This is a genomic window from Elusimicrobium minutum Pei191 (assembly GCF_000020145.1).
In the GTDB taxonomy this organism is placed as follows: domain Bacteria; phylum Elusimicrobiota; class Elusimicrobia; order Elusimicrobiales; family Elusimicrobiaceae; genus Elusimicrobium; species Elusimicrobium minutum.
In genome coordinates this window covers 1115696-1136344 of sequence record NC_010644.1, presented here as the reverse complement: position 1 = coordinate 1136344, position 20649 = coordinate 1115696, and the positions used below count along the sequence as shown (strand labels likewise).

Here is a 20649-nt window from a genome sequence, read left to right as displayed (position 1 = left end):
CTAATTTGTTCCTAAATTATCTATTACCGCTAAACGGTTAAGAGTTTCAATATAAACATCCGCAAGCGCGATCCGGCTTTCAAGAAGGCCGAGGTTGGCGCTGTCCACTTCTAAAAATGTTACTGAGCCCGCTTTATAAGCGTCGTAAGTAAGTTTGGCCGCTTTGGAACTTTGCTCAATCATTTGCTTTATAAATTCGGTTTGCACTTCTAAGGAATAAAGCATGCTCTTAGAAGAGTAAAATAAAGATTTAAGTTCGTCTTCCAGCTGTGCTCTTTGATAAGATGCTTCTCTGCCTTTGCTTTCCTGCGCGGCGGCTTTGTTGCGGGTTTTGCTTCCTTCAAATAAAGGCATTCTTAACTGCGCTCCCGCGCGGCCTAAGAAAACGTGTTCTCTTAAAATACCGTTATTAGGATATTCCCAATACGCTCCCGCACTGGCCGATAATGTCGGGTAAAGGGCCGACTTCATGCTTTGCGCCATGTACAGGTAATAGTCCGCAGTGTTTTGCGCGGCTATAAGCGCGGGGGAATTTTGGTCAAACTCAAGTAATGACAAAGCTTTAAAATCGTTTAAAGTGTTTTGCAGGGGGTCCGCCTTTACTAATGAACTGGCGGGTCTGTCTTCTTTATTTATTATTATTCTCCAGTCCGCTGGGTAGGAAGGGTCTATGCCGTAATCGTTTCCTGTTAATTTAAAAAGCTCCCTTAAATGCACGCCCAAAGAGCTGCGGGCGGAGCTTACGTTTACCTTTGCCTTAAGCTGTTGTTTTTTTGCCATGGCAAGGTCCAAATTGCTTTTTGAGCCCGCTTTTAAGGCGGAAGTTATATCCGCAAGCTGCTTATCTGCCACTTTAAGCTGCTCGGCCATAAAATACATTCTTTCCAAATCCTGCTGTACGGCAAAGTAAACCTGGCGCACTTGCAGTTTTACGGATTTTTGCGCGAAAGCAAGATCTTCCTGCGCGGCTTTATGCGCCGCGGCCCCGCCCTTAGCGGCCGAGGAACGCCCATTATAATCAAATAACATGTATTCCAAAGTAGGCCCTGCGGAGTAGCCCCAATTATCGCCAAATTCCTTGTTAACAGGCCCCAACTCAACTTTTGGCACTTCAGACACCCAGGAGCCTTTAGCGTCTATATATAAAGAAGGGTAAAAAGAAGATTTTGTTTCTTTATAGGTATGTAAAGCGGCTTGAACCGCTTGGGCTTTTTGTTTTATTTCATTTGAGTAAGACAGCGCGTCCTGCTGGCATTTTTCCAAAGATATTGTTTTTACCGGCGCTGATTGAGCAGCAGCGGCTAAAAGTAAAATGACAGGCAACGTTAATATATGTTTTTTCATTTTTCCCTCTTAAACACTAAATTAATAAGCATGTCTATGCGCCTTTTTTGGTTCATATCAGCTTTTAAAGAAATTAACTTTGATTTTAATTTGTTAAGCAGCCCTATATCAACCCTTTCAGCCAAACCGAATAAAATATTAGGCAAAGCCAAGGGGGGGATGATAAGGATTAAAGCGTCGGCCGCGGAAGGGGTGTTTAACTGTTTGTTTTTATGCGCTTTTTCAAGCTCGCCCAACATTATAAAAATATGTTCGGTAAAATTTTCGCTTATATATTTGATTATATTTTTATTGCCGCTAAAAACATCACCCGCTAAAGAGGAAAGCAAAATACGGTTTTCGGCTATAAAGTCCCAAACCGCGTATAAAAGTTTACGGGTATTTTCCTCGGGAGTTCCTTCTAAAGAGGTTTTCATTCTTAATATCATTGTTTGGTATATTTCGTTTAAAATAACTTTGTCAAAATTATCTTTAGTGCCAAAATAATAATGAAACATACCTAAATTGACTTTGCTTTTAGCGCAAAGTTGACGCACGCTAAAACCGCCAAGGCCGTTTTTTTTAGCTAATTCTAAACCTGTTTTTATAAGTTTTGTATCGTTGCCGGAAGAAGTTCTTCCCATAATGCCACCGCCTTTTTTATACAACTGTATAATTATTATACAACTGTATAACTATTTTTTCAAGGGGTAATTTTGCCAAGTTCTTAAATAACGGGCTTTTTTGTCGTATAAAGCAGGGGTGTTATTTATTCCACATAAGTTTAAGGCCTTCTTGCAAAGATATCGTAGTCTTAAAACCAAGTTTTTCTATTTTAGAAATAACCGCTGCGGAATGTTTTACGTCGCCTTCTCTTTTGGGGGAGAATTCTTTTTTATTTTTAACGCCGCTGACGGCGTCAATCATTTCGGTAAGTTTTAGTAAAGTGGTTGTTTGTCCGCTGGCTACATTGTAAATTTCGCCGGGTTTAGCTTTAGCGGCGGCAAGCAGGTTGGCGTTGGCCACGTCCGACACATAAATAAAATCACGTGTTTGGGTGCCGTCCCACTGGATATTATAAGACTTATTTTCTTTAGCTAAAGCTATAAATTTAGCTATAACGGCCGAATAAGGTGAGTCGGCGTCCTGCCCGGGGCCAAAGACGTTAAAGTATCTTAATATAACAGTTTCAAGCCCGTATAAATCAGTGTACATTTGGCAAAGCTCGTCCCCCGCCAGTTTGCCTAAAGCATATGGGGATTGAATGTTTGTTTGGGCTGTTTCCTGGTAAGGCGCGTCCGGGTTATTGCCGTATACCGCGCTGGATGACGCGAAAATAAAACGTTTAACTTTGTTTAGTCTGGCGGCTTCCAAAACATTGGCTGTGCCGTGTATATTTATTTCAAGCGATAACTGAGGGTTGTGCATTGATTCCGCTACCGACACCAAGGCCGCTAAATGGATAACATAATCAACATTTTTTAAAGCGTTAAGGATATTTTCAAAATTTCTTACGTCAAAGTTTAAAAAGGTAACCCGGTCGGCAAAGGGCGCTAAAGGGGTTTTGCCTATGTGTTTGGTATTATCTATGACAATAACATTTTGGCCGTTTTTTAAAAGTTCACGTACTGTGTGCGAGCCTATAAACCCCGCTCCGCCCGTTATAGCCCATGTATATTTTCTGTCAAACATTTTAACCTCTTTTTAAATACAATTAAGAATATCATATTTTTTTGCCTAATCCTATGATATAATAATCATATATAATAATTATTTATAATAATCATTATGAATATCATATATAATAGGGTTATTAAGGTTGGGGTGGCAAGCAAAATGCCATAAATATTAAGGGGCCGGATTTGTTTTAGTGGATTTTTTGCCCGGGCAAAATCTACGGCCCCTTTAAAAATTAAAAAATATTTACTTAAATCTCCGGTGCGGGCAGGAAACGCGGCCGGTATTTTTTTAACAGCGTTATGTTTAAGGCCTGTGGGCCAGATTTAAAAAAGTTCCCAATTTAAAAATATTCTTAATAACATAAAAGTTTGGTTAAACCTGTTATATTGATGCTTTTTTAAACATGGTTAGCGCTCTTTATTACCGGAGGCGTAAAAAGCATATTCTTGATATTTTGACAGGTGTGGCGGATAAAAAATATATACGGAAAAGCAGTTAAACGTTTTTTAAAGGTTGGAAAGCGCGCGGCGGCGGTTAAAAGTATTTTTAAATACGCGGACAAAAACTTTTTATTCTATATTATTATAATAGACGCTGCCGGGCGGCACTCACAATTATCACAAGTTTAGGCGAAATTTTGCCCGATAAAAAAGCACATTGACTAATTAATATAAATTAATTATACTTTATATGCTATACAGCGGTTGGACACAGGATAACAGAAGTGAAGTAAAAGACTTACAAAGGGTTTAGATTGTTAGAAATAATAAAAAGCCGCGCTGTTTAAGCGCGGCTTTTTATTATTTATTAGAGCTTAACAAAGGCCTGCTTAAGGCGGAAGATGGAAAATCCTGCTGTTGCATTATAGCCGCGAGGCAAAGCGGATGTGATGTTGTTTGTCTAAACATGGAAGACTTTTTGAATCAAAAGAAATTATGGATTTTGACGCGGGCATTTTATTTTTCATAAAATACCTGCAGGATTTTCCCATCTTGTTTTCTTAAAATAATATGCACAGCCCCGCTTAGGGTGCCGACCTCATTTGTACCGTATACAACCCACATATTGTCGCATCCGGCAGCCTTGAAAGGTTTTTGTGCGGACATAAGCTCCTGTCCCAAAATATAACCCAATTCCTCTTCCGCAGCGGCTATGGCCGATTGCTCGTTAAACAAAACAATTATTTCGGGTTCTGTCGCGGGGGATACTGTTGAAAGGATAGGTTTTTCCATAGAGCAGTATTTAGACGCGCCGTTAACATCCTCTTTTTTACAGGCTGTCAAAATAATAAGTATTAAAAATATTAAAATTTTTAAAGTCTTCATATTTATAGAATAAATGAATAATATTAAAATACAATATGCAAAAATCGTTAAACCTCTGCCGCAGAGGTTTAACATAAAGGGTGTAAGATAAAAAACTAGATTTTTTATAATTTTAATTTGTATAAAGTAATTTTAAAAAGATTGTTTATGCAGATATTAAAGAAATCTGTTAAAAAGGAGAATATAAATAGAAATAGTTATTTTTTCTTTACCTGCCAAGATTGTTTTGTTATAATGTTTTTTATGAAGAAAGCATTTTTATATACTTTAGCCGCACTTTTTGTAATCATAGTGATACCTCTTGTGAGTCTGTTTGCGGCGTTTTTTTATGTGGAGAGTAAATTCAATAATATTAAGCCTATAAGCCGTGTACATGAAACGGAAACCTATAAAGGCACAAGTTATCATAATGTTGTATTTCTACATCAGGTTAATACGTTAAAAAGAGCCAAAATCAAAGAGAACACTTTTAAAGGTTTTGAGTTTGATATTATGGTTTTAGATGACGGAAAAATAATAGTAGCGCATGATGATATTAAAAAGAAATTTGGTTATTGGACTAATTTGGAGGATATTTTTTCCGCTCTTGAAAGCCCAGATGACAACCTTTTTTGGATGGATTTAAAAAGCGATTTGAGTGAAGATAATATTAATGAAATACTTGCCTTGGCTGATAAGTTTAATATTCCGCGCGCCAATTTCTTTTTTGAAATAGGCGGCGGGGCCGGCGAAGAAACCGCCAAAAAACTTAAAAAGCAGAGTCTTCTTTTGATTTATCAAGTACCTCATGAAATGGATAAAGACGGCGGCGACCCCGCTAAAAGAGAAGCTGTTAATAATGAAATGCAGCGTATTATTGACGAATATGAACCTTTTGCTTTAGCCGGTAGTATAGGGAAATACCATTATTTAAAAACATATTTTCCCAATATGAAAAAGGCCATACATTACAGCACTACCAAACGCCCAAGCGCTAAAAAACTTTTTATGGAGCGCAAAATGTTAAAAGATCCCAAAGTGGAACTTTATATGATAGACGAATATACCTATCTACCTTTTTAAATAAATTATTAAGATAGCTTTTATATATAAAACTTCTTCGCGGAACGCGAAGGAGTTTTTTTATGGAAGTACAGGGCACCCTCTCTATAAGAAGGGGGAGGGATAGTATCCTGATTTACCCCCTCCCAGTTTTGTTGCCGGGGAGGCGTTGTTGTTTGTTGCTAAATAAAATAATAAGGTGAAGTTTTTAAACAAAAGAAGCCCAGCACGTGACCCTGGGGAGTTTTATAAAACTCTTATCTCTATTAAAGGTAAGATAGTGCTATTTTTTCTAACATATAAAAATAAAAAGAGTTGACAAAAGAGTATTTATTTATAATAATAGTAATTGTTACTATTATTAAGATTCTAAAAAGGCTTAAATATGAGATATTCAAAACAAAGAGAAATTATTTTAAACGCTTTAAAAAGTAATCCTATTCATCCGACTGCTGATTATGTTTATAACAGTTTAAAAAAGGATAATCCGTCTTTAAGCCTGGGTACTGTTTATAGAAATTTAAATTTACTTTCAGATATAGGGGTAATACGTAAAATAAGGGGCATGGGTAACAGTGAACACTTTGACTATAATACGCATAACCATGCGCATTTTATATGCGCAAAGTGTTCGCGAATATTTGATATTGACATAGACGGTAATTTTTATGAGATTTTAAACCTTATAGCTAAAAAGAACGGGCTTGATATTGAACCCGGCGGATTAGTTTTAAAGGGCATGTGTAAAAATTGTAAAAAGGATAAAAATAAGGAGAGAAAACAATGAAATTAAAAGGTACAAAAACAGAAAAAAACCTTCAAATAGCTTTTGCTGGAGAATCCCAGGCGAGGATGAAGTACGGCTACTATGCTAAAAAAGCCAAAGAAGAAGGATATATACAAATAAGTAAAATCTTTAAAGAAACCGCTAAAAATGAGCGTGAACACGCAAAACTATGGTTTAAATTTCTTCATGAAGGCAACATTCCTTCAACGTTAGAGAATTTAGAAGACGCTGCCAAAGGCGAAAACTATGAATGGACAGATATGTATGCCAACATGGCCAAAGACGCTGAAGAAGAAGGTTTTAAAGATATAGCTTTTTTATTTAAAAAAGTAGCTGAAATTGAAAAACAGCATGAAGAAAGATATAGAAAACTTTTTGCCAACATTGAAGGCGACAAGGTGTTTAAGCAGGACGAAAAAGTTGTATGGCAGTGTATTAACTGCGGTTTTACCTGCGAAAATAAAGACGCTCCGGAAGTATGCCCTGTTTGCAAATATGCAAAAGCATACTTTGAAATCAGGAAGATTAATTATTAAGCTATGATTGGGGCTATACTTATTAAATAGTTGGGGGAGAGAAAACAATAAAGCTCCGCATTGTAAAATGCGGAGCTTTTTGCTGTACAAAAAAAATTAGCTGTTTTGGCTTTGCCAAAATAAAAACTTGCTAAAATCTTAACTTAATATGTACCCGAGCAGTTACGCGGCCTTTTATCTATAAAAAAGTAAAGACTTTTTATTTTGCCATGGCTTTTTTTTAAAAGTCAGCAGGCATTTTTTTAATTATCTCTTTCATGCATACATTTTACAAAAAAGATAAAATATTAATATAACACTTTTACCGGGAGCTGGATATGTGTGGTGTTTTCGGCGTAGAAAACAATAAAGATGCGGCTAACATAGTGTTTCAGGGGTTGCTGAGCCTGCAGCACCGGGGGCAGGAATCCGCCGGTATAATTTCATCCGATACAAAAAATAATATTACCCGTGTCCATAGAGGCATGGGTAATGTTTCATATGTATTTAAACCTGAATATTTAGCCGGGCTTAATGGCGATATCGCGGTGGGGCATGTCCGTTATGCTACAGGGGGCAAAAGCTCGCTGGAAAATACACAGCCGTTTTGGTTTGACTGTAAACACGGGCGTGTTATACTTGCCCATAACGGCAATATAGCAAACGATAAGCAGCTTGCTTTTATGCTGCAAAAAACAGGCGCGATTTTTGCGCATAGTTCCGACAGTGAACATATTATGCATATGATAGAGCGCGAAAAAGGCGATCTTGAAACCGCATTACCTAAAGCATTAAAAAAGCTTAACGGCGCCTATGCTTTAATTTTATTACAAGGCAGTAAAATGATAGGCGTGCGTGACCCGCATGGTATACGCTCCTTAGTTTTAGGCAAGCTTGGCAAATCTTATATACTGACATCGGAAACTATAGCCGTTGAGCTTTTAGGCGGCAAAGTTATTAAAGAGCTTGCCCCCGGTGAGATTATTACTATACAAAAAGGGAAAATAAAAAAATCCTATATTTTTGATAAAAAAGATAAAGCGGTTTGTGTATTTGAACAAGTTTATTTTTCCATGCCGGCAAGCCGTGTGCAAGGCCAAGAGGTTGCCGTATCACGCATGGCTATGGGCGCGCAGCTTGCCAGACAAATGAAGGGTATTAAGGCTGATATTGCTATGCCCGTGCCCGACAGCGGCATGTTTGCCGCGTTAGGTTTTGCTAAAGAATCCGGCATCGATTTTGAGCAAGGTTTAGTTAGAAACCACTATATGGGCCGCTCATTTATTATGCCAACGCAAGAACTTAGGGAGCATTTGGTTAAAATGAAGTTATTTCCCATTAAAACCAGTATTATGGGTAAAAAAATTGTTTTGGTAGATGACTCTTTAGTTCGCGGCACAACATCAAAAAAAATAGTAAAGTTACTTAAAGATTGCGGCGCTAAAGAAGTTCATTTGGCATTGTCTGCCCCTAAAGTTATATCGCCATGTTTTTATGGGATAGACACCCCAACAAAAAAAGAACTTATGTCCACCCGTATGAATGAAAAGGATATTGCGGAATTTATCGGCGCTGAAAGCGTAACGTTTATTAAAATTAATAACATGCTTGCGGCCGTGGCGGGGAATGAACAAAATAAAAAGGGTAAATGCGGCGGTTATTGCGCGGCATGTTTTACAGGTAAATACCCTACCGGGTTAAAGGTATGATTCAAAATATAGAAAAACAAATAACAATTAACGGTTTAAAAGCCAGGGCAAACAATAAAACACCTGACTTATTTAAAATAGCGTGGGAAAATTTTTTTATAGACAATTCTCCAATTACAGAGGCTGTTTACGCGGTTTACACAAATTATGAAAGCGATTATAAGGGCGCGTTTGATTTTATTGTGGGAAGCGCCGGTGCTAATGGGGAGGAGTTTGTTATCCCCGCCGGTAATTATTATATTTGGGATACAAAGTCCGAAAATAATGAATGTATTGCAGGGGAGTGGCAAAAGATTTGGACTTCGGACATTAAGCGTAAATACACGGTGGATTTTGAGGTTTACATACCGGGTGAAACAATTAAAATTTATTTAGCGGTTTAAATGAAATTCCCCGAGCGCATACCTGGGTTTCTTTTGTTTTAAAGCTTCGCTTTGTGATTCACCTAGCAGCAAACAACAACACCTCCGCAGCAACAAGGCGGAGGTGTTGTGAAATCAAGATACTATCCATCCCCGGCTTACGCAAGGGAGTTTTGTAATCTCATAACAACAAAAAAGCCCGCGGACTTAGACCGCGGGCTTTTTTATTTAATTACAAATGTATTAAGTCGTCTTTTTCAGATAATGCTTTATAAGAATCAAACGCTTTAAAATAAGCTATCGCTTTTTCAAGGTTTGTTAAAAGCGAACAGTTTGATTTAACAGCCGTTTTTCTTATGGCCGAGTTATGTTCAAGCTCGTCAAGTTCCAAGCTTTTATGCACGTTAACCACAAAGTCCACCTTGCGTTGTTTTATTACGTCAACGGGCTTTGGGTCATGGTGGTACATAACGGGTATAGCATCATAGCCGTGTTCTTTAAGGTAATTTGCGGTGCCCAGCGTAGCGTAAACAGGCAGACCGAATTTATAGACGTTATCAATCACTTCCATAAATTTAATCTTATCTTTTTCACGGCCAGTACTTAGTAAAATACCTTTTTTTGGCATTTTTATATGCGTTGATTCCATAGCCAAAAGCATGGCCTCGTTAAAATTTGCCCCTATGCAGCCCACTTCGCCGGTGGAGGCCATTTCAACTCCTAAAATAGGGTCGGCTCCGTCAAGCCTTTGAAAGCTGAACATGCTTGCTTTAACGCCTGTATAAGGAATTTCCGACTCATCCATAAACACTTTATCAACTTTTTCATTGTTCATGACTTTGCAGGAAAACTCCGCCAGGTTTTGGCCCGAAACTTTTGTTATAAACGGGAACGAGCGTGAAGCGCGCGCGTTACACTCAATTACTTTTACGTCGTTATCTTTAGCTATAAACTGTATATTAAAAGGCCCGTTAAGGTTAAGCCCTTTAGCTATTTTTCTAACGATATCTCTAATTGAATTGGCTGTTTTTGTATAAATTTTTTCCGCTGGAAAAACCAATGTAGCGTCGCCGCTGTGAACGCCTGCGTTTTCAACGTGTTCGGAAATAAAGGAAAGCAGCACCTCGCCGTTTTTGGCAACGCCGTCGCACTCAAGTTCCTTGGCGTCTAAAATAAACTGGGACAGCACCACAGGGTAATCTGCCGAAATATCTTTGGTAAGCGACAAATAGTAGTCCAAAGATTTTTGGTCGTTAGCCACGTTCATAAGCGTGCCCGATAAAACAAAACTCGGTCTTATAAGAACAGGAAAGCCTACTTCTTTAACAAAGTCATTAACTTCCTTTCTTGAAGCGGCTGACGTCCATTTGGGCTGGTCTATATTTAAAGAATCCAGTATTGCTGAAAACTTTGTTCTGTTTTCCGCTTTTTCAACGGTTTCAAAACTGTGCCCTAAAATATTAACTCCCACTCTGCTTAAATAAGGCGTAAGGTTATTGGGGTTTTGCCCGCCCATGCAGGCCACAACGCCTTTGGGGGATTCAAAATCAATAATATCCATAACGCGCTCAAAAGAAAGTTCCTCAAAATATAATCTGTCCGAGCTGTTAAAGTCGGTCGAGACGGTTTCGGGGTTGCAGTTAATAATAATACTGTCGTCTTTTTGCTGTTTAAAGTATTTGCTTGTCATAACAGAGCACCAGTCAAATTCCAAACTGCTGCCTATGCGGTAGCTGCCGCTGCCAAGCGTAATAATACTTTTGTTTTTCTTTTTTAGCGTGATATCATTGTGAGTGCCGTCGTAAGTAAGATACAAATAATTTGAAGTCGTGTAATATTCGGCGGAGGTTGTGTCAATTTGTTTAACCACGGGCACTATATTCATTTTCTTTCTTAATTCCCTAAGTCCTAAAGATAAAGAATTAATTTCTTTATTCGTAAATTTCTCTTTGGGGGAAATTACGGAAAGTAAAAGTTTTGTAAGCTGGTAGTCGGAAAATCCCCTGCTTTTTAACCTTCTCAAATATTCCGTATCTATATTGGTAAACTGTTTTTTTATAAAGTCGGCCGTAAGTTTTTTGGGCGCTTTTACGCCTTTAAAAAATGTGGCTACTTCATTTTCAAGTTTTGCTAAGTAAAATAAATGGCTTAAAAACCAAGGTTCAATCTTGGTAACATTTTTTACTTTATCTACGCTAAAACCTCTTTTAAAAAGTTCATAAATGGCAAAAATTCTTAAGTTTGTAGGGTGCGCGGCTTCTTTAAGAAGCTCTTTATCGGACGTACCGGCAAAAACTTCTTTCATTAAGCCTTCTTCGTCTTCCTGCACCATGCGAAGGGCCTTTTGCACAACCTCGCAAAAGTTGCGTCCTATGGACATAACTTCACCCACGGACTTCATCTGCGTGCCTAATTCTTTAGAAACGCCGGTAAATTTTTTCAAATCCCATCTAGGTACTTTTAATGAAACATAGTCAAGCGACGGTTCGTAAAAAGCGGACGTTGTGCCCGTAACGGGGTTTTTAAGTTCAAGTAAATCAAAACCGCTTACAACCTTGGCCGCCACAAACGCTATCGGGTAACCCGTGGCTTTGCTTGCCAAAGCGCTTGAGCGTGAAAGCCTTGCGTTAATTTCAATTACGTAATATTCAAGCGTAAAAGGGCTTAAAGCGAATTGGACGTTACATTCACCCACAACGCCTATGCTTTTAACAATATTTAAAGCCGCGTCGCGGAGCATATTATTTTCCCTGTTATTTAAGGTTTGGCACGGCGCTATAACAATGGAGTCGCCCGTGTGTATGCCCATGGGGTCAAAGTTTTCCATATTACAAATTGTTATGGAGTTCCCGCACGCGTCGCGCATTACCTCATATTCAATTTCTTTCCAGCCGTGGAGGGATTTTTCAATTAAAATCTGCGGGCTGGAAGTAAGCGCAGAGGAGGCCAGCTTTTCAAGTTGTTCGGGGTTTTCAGCTAAACCGCTGCCTAAACCGCCTAAAGCGTAGGCCGAGCGGGTTATAACGGGGTAGCCTATTTCAAGCGCTGTTTTTAAAGCTTCTTCCACGGTTTCAACCGCTTTACTGGGAGGGGTGGGAACGCCTATTTCATGCATTCTTTTGGAAAATAAATCTCTGTCTTCGGACATTTCTAAAGAGCTTACTGGCGTGCCTAAAACTTTAACGCCGTATTTTTTTAAAACGCCGTTATTATGAAGTTCGATAGCGCAGTTTAAAGAGGTCTGGCCGCCGAATCCCGCTATTAAAGCCACGGGTCTTTCTTTTTTAATAATTTTTTCAATCCAAAAAGGTGTTACGGGGTAAAGGTAAATCTTTTTGTTGGGAGCGGGGTTTGTCTGCACGGAGGCTATGTTAGGGTTAAGAACAATTACTTCTAAGCCTTCTTCCTCCAAAGCTTTAATAGCCTGCGAGCCGGAATAATCAAACTCGCCCGCCTGGCCTATTGATAACGCACCCGAACCGAGCAATAAAACTTTTTGTTTTTTACCGTTTTTAGGTTTTAAAAAATTAAGAATGGGCATATTATTTCTTTCCTTTTTTTACAGTCTTATTCGATTTTTTTATAAGGGAAACAAAATCTTTTATAACCCAGGCCGTGTCATTGGGCCCGCCTGAGGCTTCCGGGTGGAACTGCGTCGTCATAAAAGGTTTTGTTTTGTGTTTAAGGCCTTCAATGGTAAAATCGTTAGCGTTTTCAAACCACACTTCCCATTCTTTGGGGAGGGAGGCTTTGTCCACCTCAAAACTATGGTTTTGGCTGCTCATAAAGGCTTTTCTGGTTTTAACGTCAAAAACAGGCTGGTTAAAACTGCGGTGTCCGCGTTTTAATTTTTTTGTTTTTGCGCCCGCCGCCAAAGCCAAAACCTGGTGGCCTAAACAGATGCCGAGTATCGGTTTATCGCCTTTAATAAGTTTTTTTACTCTTTGTATTAAATCGCCCGTTTGTTTAGGGTCGCCGGGGCCGTTGCTAAGCACCCATGCGTCCGTTTCAACAGTGTCAACATCTGTATCCCAGGGGTAAACCGTTACCGTGCAGCCGTAGTCCGTAAATATTCTTATAATATTTCTTTTTACGCCAAAATCTAACAGCGCTATTTTGATATCGCCTTTGCCAAGAGTAACAGGTTTTTTAACCGAAGCCGAAGGCAAAAGATTATATTTGGACGGGTCCACATAATCCGTTTTCTTAAAATGTTTTAAAAACTCAAACTTGGTGCTGTTGTAAGAAGAGCTTTTGCCTTCCGGCACTATGCGGCCGAATAAAGGCCCCTTAGAGTCGCGTATCATTTGCACAAGGTATCTTGTGTCTATACCGGCTATGCCGGGCACGCCGTTATCCTTCATCCAAGTTTTAATGTTGTTGCCTTTTTCGTAGTGAAAACAGTCGTCAAAAGTATCGGACACTATTATGCCCTGCGTTTTAATGCCGGCGCTTTCATAACCGTGCGGCATAAAAAAATCCCCTTCTTTAAAAGAGGGGATTCCGTAGTTTCCAATTAATGAAAAGCTAAAGACTAAAATTTGTCCGAGATAGGAAGGGTCTGTCATCGCTTCGCTGTAGGCAAGCATTCCGGTTGAAAAAACCATCTCTCCGCTTACCATTGCGTCCGCTCCGATAAGACGTCCTTCCATCTTTATACCGTTAGATAACTCTAATACGGCTTTTTTATATTCTTTTTTAAGTTTTTTTATCATAGTAGAACAGTTCTTTAAACTTATTTATTTTAACAAATTTATTAAAGGGTATGCAAATTCATGGGGACCCACGCGTAAATAGGCCTTTAGACACTTGTAAGTCTATTACAATAAAGGTTACAATTTTTATATATGAGAAAGTTAACCCTTCTATTTTTATTTATATCTCTTTTGGCCGTTTTGCAAGGCAAGGAAGTAATTGTTTACCATACAAGCGATACGCACGGATATTTTTTCCCCATAGGTTCAGGGGTGGAGGAAACCAAGGGCGGCTTTGCCGCTTTAGCCGCTTTTATTAAACAAGATTCCGCCGGTAAAGATTATTTGCTTTTAGACAGCGGCGATTTTATGCAGGGTAATATAGAGGTTAATGCCACAAAAGGAGCCGCCGCCGTAACTCTTTATAATGAGCTTGGGTACAACGCGGTTACCATAGGCAACCATGAGTTTGATTTTGGTAAAAATGCTTTAGACTCTGCCGCCCAAAATTTAAAGGCCGATATTTTAGTATCTAATATAGAAGGCATTCCAAACGCTAAACCTTATAAAACTTATAAAATTAACGGTGTTAAAATAGCTGTTATCGGTATCGGTCTTACGGGGCCGGGTAATAAAGATTATAAAGTAAACAACGCTTTGGAAAGTTATAAAATTGCAGCCGCCGAAGCGCAAAAACAAAACCCCGCCGCCGTAATTTTGCTTATGCATGCTTCTTCTTATGATAAGTCAGCCCAAGTAACGCCACAAGATATCGCCGCTTTAAAAGAGTATGCGCTACATGTTTCTTTAGGCGGGCATTTGCATGTAAATAAAATTGAGAAAAAAAATAATGTTTTATTTATTGAATCGGGCAGCAGGCTTTTAAACGTGTCAAAAATAATTTTAAATTTTGACGATAATACAGGCGTTTATAAAGGCTCGTCAGCCAAAACAATACCTTTAGTAATAAATAAACCGCAAGATGAGGACCGTGAAATAAAAGAACTTGTTTTAAATATAAAAGACATGTCTTATGAAACGCCCCTTTGCGAGGCAAAAGAATGTTTTTATTACCAAAGGAAAAAAGATTCTGTTTTAGATACCGAGATGGCAAACTTCGCGGCGGACGTTTTTTATAACCGCGCTTTATCCGCGGGGGAAAAGGTTGATTTCGCCCTTATTAACACCACTTCTTTTAAGGCTGATTTGCCAAAAGGCCGTTTAACCGAGCGTGATTTAAAGCAAACCATGCCTTATGAGGACAATATGTCTTTAGTTAAGGTAAAAGGCTCTTTTATTTACGACCTTATGCTAAATACAACTATTAAAGAATTTTCTTTTTTCCAGTTCAGTAAAAACATAAAAGCCGAAATAACTTTTAATGAGGAAGGCAAAGCCTCTTTCGTTAATATAAAGCTAAACGGACGCCCGCTCGAGCGTGAAAAAGAATATCTTGTAGCCACAAGCAGCTTTATAGTTTTTACCTCTAAATATGAAGCAAAATCTTTTGAAAATATACCGCAGGCTAAAAAACGCGAACTTGAAATAAAATTAAATAAAACCGTTAAAGAAGCCCTTTTAAAAGACTCCATGTTAACACCGCCCAAAACGGGTAGAATAAAAATTAAATAATTTACCGAACCCCCGCTTTTCCGGGGGTTTAGTTTTATAAAACTTAAAATGATAAAATGAACTCTTATGAAGTATATACCCGCCAAAACTTTAATAACTAAAGTCAAGCCTTCGCTCTTTTGGTTTGCCACAGATTATAATATGAATATATACAGGGGTTGCAGCCACGGCTGTATATATTGCGACAGCCGCAGCCAATGCTACCGAATTGAAAATTTTGACGAAGTCCGCGCTAAGGAGGATGCCGTTGCTAAAATATCTTTTGAGCTTAGCCGCAAACGCCAAAAAGGCTTAATCGCCTCCGGCGCTATGAGCGACCCGTATAACCCTCAAGAATCAAAACACAATCTTACAAGAAACGCTTTAAAAGAAATAGATCGTTACGGTTTTGGCCTTGCTTTAGCCACAAAAAGCCCGCTTGTAACAAGAGATATTGATATTATTAAAAGTATTTGCACCCGTTCAAGCGTTATTATAAAAATAACAATAACCTGCGCTCAGGACTCTTTGTCTAAACAAATTGAGCCTAACGTTTCACCGTCTTCTGAACGCTTTGCGGCTTTAAAACAGCTTTCGGATAACGGCATATTTTGCGGTGTTTTGTTAATGCCCGTTTTACCTTTTATTAATGATACTGAAGATAATATTTTAAGTATTGTCCGCCAAACGGCTGCCGCGGGGGCTAAGTTTATATATTCGTACTTCGGAGTTACTTTAAGAGATAACCAGCGGGATTATTTTTATAATAAAATAGCGGACCTTTTTCCCTACGCTAAGGAAAAATATATAACCGCTTTCGGCGAGTCTTACTCCTGCCAAAGCCCCAAAACAAACCAGCTTACGCGCGCATTTAAAAAAGAATGCGATAAGTTTGGCATTCTCTATAATATGAAAGATATTATTGCTGCTTATAAAAAACCGCAGGAAATTAAAGAGCAGCTTGAGCTTTTCTAACAAAAAAACCCCGCCGTTTGGTCGGGTTTTTTATGGATACTTTATAAAACGCATCCTTCGTAAACCGGAGGATGTATAGTATTCTGATTTTACAACGCCTCCGCAGCAGCAAGCTGGAGGCGTTACTGTTTGTTGTTGAGTGAAATCACAAAGCAAAGCTTTGAGACAAAAAAACCCGCCAAACGGCGGGGTTTTTATATATAAACTTTATTCGTTGCCGAAAACCGTGTTTAACTGCCTGTTTACACGGTAGAATGTGGCGCATTTAGGCATGTCTTTTATTCGTTTAGCGCCAACATAAGTCATTGCGCTTCTTACCCCGCCCAAGATAGCTAAAATAGTTTTTTCTATTTCGCCGCGGTAGGGGATTTCAACAAGTTTGCCTTCGCTTGCCCTGTATTTTTTAAGCCCGCCGTAAAATAAATCCTGCGCGTATTCCGAGCTCATGCCGTAAAATTTTTTAAAATATTTTTCTTTTAAAACATATTTAAGCTGTTCGTCGCCCGTGTCTTCAACTTCGGTGGTAATATATACTCTTTTAATAACGTCGCCCGCGCTTTCCTCATGCCCGGCAAGCATGCCGCCTAACATAATAAAATCCGCCCCCGCGCAAAAACTTTTGCATACATCGCCCGCTACGGTGCAGCCGCCGTCGGCGCATATCATACCGCCAACGCCGTGCGCAGCGTCCGAACATTCTATAACCGTTGAAAACTGCGGCCTGCCCACGCCCGTTAATTTGCGCGTTGTGCATACGGAGCCGGGGCCTATACCAACCTTAACAATATCCGCCCCGTTAAGAAGAAGGTCTTCCGTCATGTCGCCGGTAACTACGTTGCCGGCCATTATTAAGCATTTGGGGTAAGCCGCGCGCACTTTTTTAACATAATTTATAAGGTAGGGTGAATAGCCGTTTGCCACGTCAATACATATATTATTTATAAGTTTTGTTTTCATTACTTTTTGTATTTTTTTGTAGTCCTCTTCCGACACGCCCGAACTTATAAAAATATAGCCGTTGGTTTTAAAATTCTTTTTATTATCTTTTAAAAATTTAATAAGTTCTTCCGCCGTGTAATGTTTGTGAAGCGCGGTAAATAATTTATACTTTTGCATTATTTTGGCTATTTCAAATGTGCCTGTAGTAGACATGTTGGCCGCCATTACGCCCGTTCCTTTTATTTTTAAAGGGCACCATTTAAAATCATATTCTCTTTCAATATCCACTTCCGAGCGGGAAGATAAACGCGAGCGTTTGGGCCTTAATAAAACATCGCAATAGTCTAACTGTATATCATCGTAAATTCTCATACTTTATATCCTGTCTTTTTAATTTAGTAAAGCAAAACCTATTTATACTGCCAAAAATTCCGGGCAAATTACAGTATTACTTTAATCATATGCCGCATAATATATTAAAGCACAATTTTAACCTTAAGAACAATAATAGAAACCTTTATGATATTAAAACTGCCCTATTTAAAGGAGGGCCGGGCGGCGACAGATAAAAACAATTTTGCGATATGACAAAAAATTACCCGCTTAAAGAAATAAAATCTATAGTTAAAAAACTTATGTCCAAGATTAAAAATTTTGCCTTCAAAGGCCTCAATTTTAAAAGATTTTTATTTTATTATGGAGCCGAATTAAGGGGAGGCCCGGTAAGGCTTTTTTACTTACGCGGCGCAAAACGCGGAAAGAAAACTTAACATGTTAATTTTTACTATGTTAAGCAATCTTTTTATATAATGAAATTATGCTTACAAAAGAGCAGTTAAAATATATAAAAAAATTTAGCGTTATAAACTCCGCGCAGGAGCCGGATGTCGTGATGTTTCATGTCTTGGCTCTTTTATATACCAGAATAGAAAGGATTATAAATAACTATTTAAAAAGTTACGGCCTTTCAAGCGCGCAGTTTAACATTTTGATGGTTCTAAAATCTTATGGCGGGGCAAACAGCGTGAACCAGGTTGAAATAAGTAAAAAAATGCTTGTAAGCCAGTGCAATATCACAAGATTAATAGATAAACTTTATAAAGATAAACTTGTTACCAAAAAAGAAGATAAAAAAGACAGACGCAACAAGCTTATAAAACTTACCGCTAAAGGAGAAAGCCTTTGCTCTTTATTATGGCCCAAGTACAGGGCGCTTATTTTAGCACTTTCCAAAAATGTGCCTATGGCGGCAAAAGGTAATATTTCTCAGGGACTTATGAAATGGCTTTATTGTTTGGAGAAAGGTGATGAAAATAATTAAACAATGCGGGGCGGCGGTTTTTATTTTAACAGCCGTATTTTCTTATGCTAAAGACTATACATTTGAAAACGCTTTAAACCGCACTTTAGCGATTGATGAAAATATTTTAGCCGTTCAAAAAGACGTTTACCGCGCGGCGGCGGAAAACAGGGCCGCTGCGGGACTGTATTTTCCAAAAATAGGCGTACAGGGCAAATACACAAGGATAAATGACCCTATAGGCATAGATTTAAATTCTATAAGGGACGCTATACAGCCGCTTTATCCTCCGTCTGTTATTTTGCCTGATTTTTACACTCAGGTTCAAGACGATAATTTTTTTAAGGCGCAGGCTGTTGCGTCAATGCCGGTTTTTACGGGGGGTAAAATAAGGGCGGCTAATATAGCGGCGAAATCTTCTTTAGAAGAAGCCGTGGCCAAACTTGACGGCGCGCGCGATAATGTTTTGGTTGATGTAAGTACAAAATATTTCCGCGCCATGCTGGCTAAAAAAGTGGTAAAAGTAAGACGCGAATATATGAACAGCACAAGGGAGCACGCCGATAACAGCGCAAAAATGTTTAAAGCGGGTACTATAGCAAAGGTGGAAAAAATGTCGGCCGATCTTTCCTATACACAGGCCAGAAGGGATTTTAACTCCTCTTTAAACGACCGGGAACTCGCCTCAGTTATGCTGCAAAGCCTATTGTCTGAGAGTGAGCCCGTTAACACGGTTTCAGATTTATTTGTATGCCATAAAGAGGACGTTGATACTTTGGAATACTTTAAAAAACTGGCTTTTCAAAACCACTATTCTTTAAGAATTTTAAATTCTAAAAAGAAAGCGGCCGACGCCAATATAAAGGCGCAAAAATCCACGTTTATGCCTTCCGTTTATTTATTCGGAACGCGCGAACTGCATGAGCATGATTTAACTATTTTAGAACCGGAATACGCTTACGGCGTAGGTTTTGAATGGAATATTTTTGAAGGTTTTGGCGGATACAACAGAAGCAAAGCCGCAAAACGCCAAAGGGAAATGGTTGATTTCTTAAAAGAAAAACAGTTAAAAGACATTGATACTTACGTAGAACATTTTCATAAAAAAATGTTAAACGCCGTTTATAATTATGAGGCTGTGCGTGAGGAAATTAAATTTGCCAAAGAATTTTTAAGAATGAGAACTTTGGCTTACAAAGCGGGTACGGGAACCTCTTTAGAAGTAAATATGGCAAGAACCCAGCTTTTAAAAGCGGAGTTGGACAGTTTGTCCGCTTCATACGATTTTGTCGTGTCGCTTTCAAACCTGCTCAGCTTAACCGGGCGGACACAGGACTTTGCCAAATACCAGGGCAAATGTCTTTAAAAAAAGCGAGCCGTGAATTTGGAGGATACCAATAATGTTGAAGTTTAAATCTGCCAGGAAAATAATAATAGGGTCATTAATAGTTTTTACGCTTATAATTTTGTTTTTTATATTTAAGCCTAAATATCTTATTTTACAGGGCGAAGTTGTTATAAGGCAAATAAGCGTAGCCCCGAAAGTAACGGGCCGTATTGAGGAAGTTTTTGTAACGGAAGGGGACTTTGTTAAGCAGGGAACCGTGCTTGCTAAAATAGATTCACCTGAGATTATGGCCAAGTCAGAACAGGCTTTGGCCGCTTCCCGCATGGCGGAAGCGCAGTATAAAAAAGCGCAAACGGGTACCAGGGAAGAGGACAAAACTGCCGCTTACAGCCTTTGGCAAAAAACTTTAGTGGCGGAAGACCTTGCTAAAAAAACCTATGATAGAGTTAACGAGTTATATTTAGGCGGCGTGGTTTCCGCCCAAAAAAATGACGAGGCCCAAGCGCAGTATAACGCCGCCAAAAGCGACACTGAAGCCGCCAAAGCCCGTTATGATATGGCTATAACGGGAACCAGGGTTGAAGATAAAACGGCCGCCCGTGCCGCTAAAGACCAGTCTTTAGGCGCTGTAGCCGAAATAAAAAGTTACGTGGGGGAAACAACTTTAGTAGCTCCTATAGACGGGGAAATAAGCAGCGTTGTGGTTGAACGGGGCGAACTTGTGTCAGCGGGGTTCGCTATTATAACAATGCTCAACCTTGATGACGTTTGGCTTACTTTTAATATGCGTGAAGATCTTTTAAAAAATATAAAGATGGACCAGGTAATAGAAGTGCGAATCCCCGCGCTGGGCAGCCATAAATATAAATTTAAAGTTTCCTATATATCTAAAATGGGTGATTTCGCTGTATGGAGCGCTACAAAAACCAGCGGTGATTTTGACTTAAAAACTTTTGAGGTGCGTCTGAGACCAGATGAAAAAATTGAAGGCCTACGCCAGGGTATGACCGCCTTATTTAAAGTAAGAAAATAAACTGTTT

17 protein-coding genes are annotated in these 20649 nt (G+C 39.0%); 10 read left to right on the top strand and 7 right to left on the bottom strand.

What is annotated here, in order from left to right; translation table 11 throughout:
* The 4 genes from EMIN_RS05330 to EMIN_RS05315 form a co-directional block, all read right to left on the bottom strand.
* The gene (locus EMIN_RS05330; protein ID WP_012415210.1) at positions 1-1344 is read right to left on the bottom strand and encodes a TolC family protein; all 1344 of its coding nucleotides are present in this window, start codon (positions 1342-1344) and stop codon (positions 1-3) included.
* Positions 1341-1967, bottom strand: coding sequence for a TetR/AcrR family transcriptional regulator (locus EMIN_RS08315; RefSeq protein WP_012415209.1), 627 nt, complete (start codon positions 1965-1967; stop codon positions 1341-1343). The genes EMIN_RS05330 and EMIN_RS08315 overlap by 4 nt, the downstream gene beginning before the upstream one ends.
* Positions 1968-2088: 121 nt before the next feature.
* Positions 2089-3015 (bottom strand): SDR family NAD(P)-dependent oxidoreductase, encoded by a 927-nt coding sequence (locus EMIN_RS05320; protein WP_012415208.1) that lies wholly within the window; start codon positions 3013-3015, stop codon positions 2089-2091.
* 944 nt (positions 3016-3959) lie between these two features.
* Positions 3960-4328, bottom strand: a complete 369-nt coding sequence (locus tag EMIN_RS05315; protein WP_187146153.1) for a YbbC/YhhH family protein — start codon at positions 4326-4328, stop codon at positions 3960-3962.
* Positions 4329-4571: 243 nt separating this feature from the next.
* On the opposite strand from EMIN_RS05315, the gene EMIN_RS05310 reads away from it, so the two are divergent.
* From EMIN_RS05310 to EMIN_RS05290, 5 genes are all read left to right on the top strand, one after another.
* Positions 4572-5390: a PI-PLC domain-containing protein gene (locus EMIN_RS05310; protein WP_148204465.1), complete on the top strand. Its 819-nt coding sequence runs from the start codon at positions 4572-4574 to the stop codon at positions 5388-5390.
* Positions 5391-5754: 364 nt separating this feature from the next.
* Positions 5755-6156, top strand: coding sequence for a Fur family transcriptional regulator (locus tag EMIN_RS05305; protein WP_012415205.1), 402 nt, complete (start codon positions 5755-5757; stop codon positions 6154-6156).
* Positions 6153-6692: a rubrerythrin gene (gene rbr / locus EMIN_RS05300; RefSeq protein ID WP_012415204.1), complete on the top strand. Its 540-nt coding sequence runs from the start codon at positions 6153-6155 to the stop codon at positions 6690-6692. The genes EMIN_RS05305 and rbr overlap by 4 nt, the downstream gene beginning before the upstream one ends.
* A 317-nt stretch (positions 6693-7009) precedes the next feature.
* Complete coding sequence (gene purF / locus EMIN_RS05295; protein ID WP_012415203.1) at positions 7010-8380, top strand: amidophosphoribosyltransferase; 1371 nt, start codon at positions 7010-7012, stop codon at positions 8378-8380.
* A complete protein-coding gene (locus EMIN_RS05290) occupies positions 8377-8763 on the top strand; it encodes a GyrI-like domain-containing protein (protein ID WP_012415202.1) in 387 nt (128 codons plus the stop codon). Before purF ends, EMIN_RS05290 begins: the two co-directional genes overlap by 4 nt.
* 211 nt (positions 8764-8974) lie before the next feature.
* On the opposite strand, the gene carB is transcribed toward EMIN_RS05290, so the two are convergent.
* Together carB and carA are read right to left on the bottom strand one after the other, a co-directional pair.
* Positions 8975-12283, bottom strand: a complete 3309-nt coding sequence (gene carB, locus EMIN_RS05285; protein ID WP_012415201.1) for a carbamoyl-phosphate synthase (glutamine-hydrolyzing) large subunit — start codon at positions 12281-12283, stop codon at positions 8975-8977.
* Between the two features lies 1 nt (position 12284).
* Entirely contained in the window at positions 12285-13457 is a 1173-nt protein-coding gene (carA, locus tag EMIN_RS05280) for a glutamine-hydrolyzing carbamoyl-phosphate synthase small subunit (protein WP_012415200.1), read from the bottom strand.
* 132 nt (positions 13458-13589) lie between these two features.
* Here carA and EMIN_RS05275 point away from each other — a divergent pair, with 132 nt between their 5' ends.
* Together EMIN_RS05275 and EMIN_RS05270 are read left to right on the top strand one after the other, a co-directional pair.
* Positions 13590-15068, top strand: coding sequence for a bifunctional metallophosphatase/5'-nucleotidase (locus EMIN_RS05275; protein ID WP_012415199.1), 1479 nt, complete (start codon positions 13590-13592; stop codon positions 15066-15068).
* Between the two features lie 66 nt (positions 15069-15134).
* A complete protein-coding gene (locus EMIN_RS05270; protein WP_012415198.1) occupies positions 15135-16022 on the top strand; it encodes an SPL family radical SAM protein in 888 nt (295 codons plus the stop codon).
* A 207-nt stretch (positions 16023-16229) separates the two neighbouring features.
* On the opposite strand, the gene EMIN_RS05265 is transcribed toward EMIN_RS05270, so the two are convergent.
* Positions 16230-17333, bottom strand: coding sequence for a GMP reductase (locus EMIN_RS05265; RefSeq protein ID WP_012415197.1), 1104 nt, complete (start codon positions 17331-17333; stop codon positions 16230-16232).
* A 445-nt stretch (positions 17334-17778) separates the two neighbouring features.
* On the opposite strand from EMIN_RS05265, the gene EMIN_RS05255 reads away from it, so the two are divergent.
* From EMIN_RS05255 to EMIN_RS05245, 3 genes are read left to right on the top strand one after another with little or no spacing between them, the layout of a single operon-like run.
* Complete coding sequence (locus EMIN_RS05255; RefSeq protein ID WP_012415196.1) at positions 17779-18282, top strand: MarR family winged helix-turn-helix transcriptional regulator; 504 nt, start codon at positions 17779-17781, stop codon at positions 18280-18282.
* Complete coding sequence (locus EMIN_RS05250; protein ID WP_012415195.1) at positions 18269-19627, top strand: TolC family protein; 1359 nt, start codon at positions 18269-18271, stop codon at positions 19625-19627. Before EMIN_RS05255 ends, EMIN_RS05250 begins: the two co-directional genes overlap by 14 nt.
* A gap of 34 nt (positions 19628-19661) precedes the next feature.
* Positions 19662-20642 carry an HlyD family secretion protein gene (locus EMIN_RS05245; protein ID WP_012415194.1) on the top strand — a complete coding sequence of 327 codons (981 nt, stop codon included), beginning with the start codon at positions 19662-19664 and terminating at the stop codon, positions 20640-20642.
* The last annotated feature ends 7 nt before the right edge of the window (positions 20643-20649 follow it).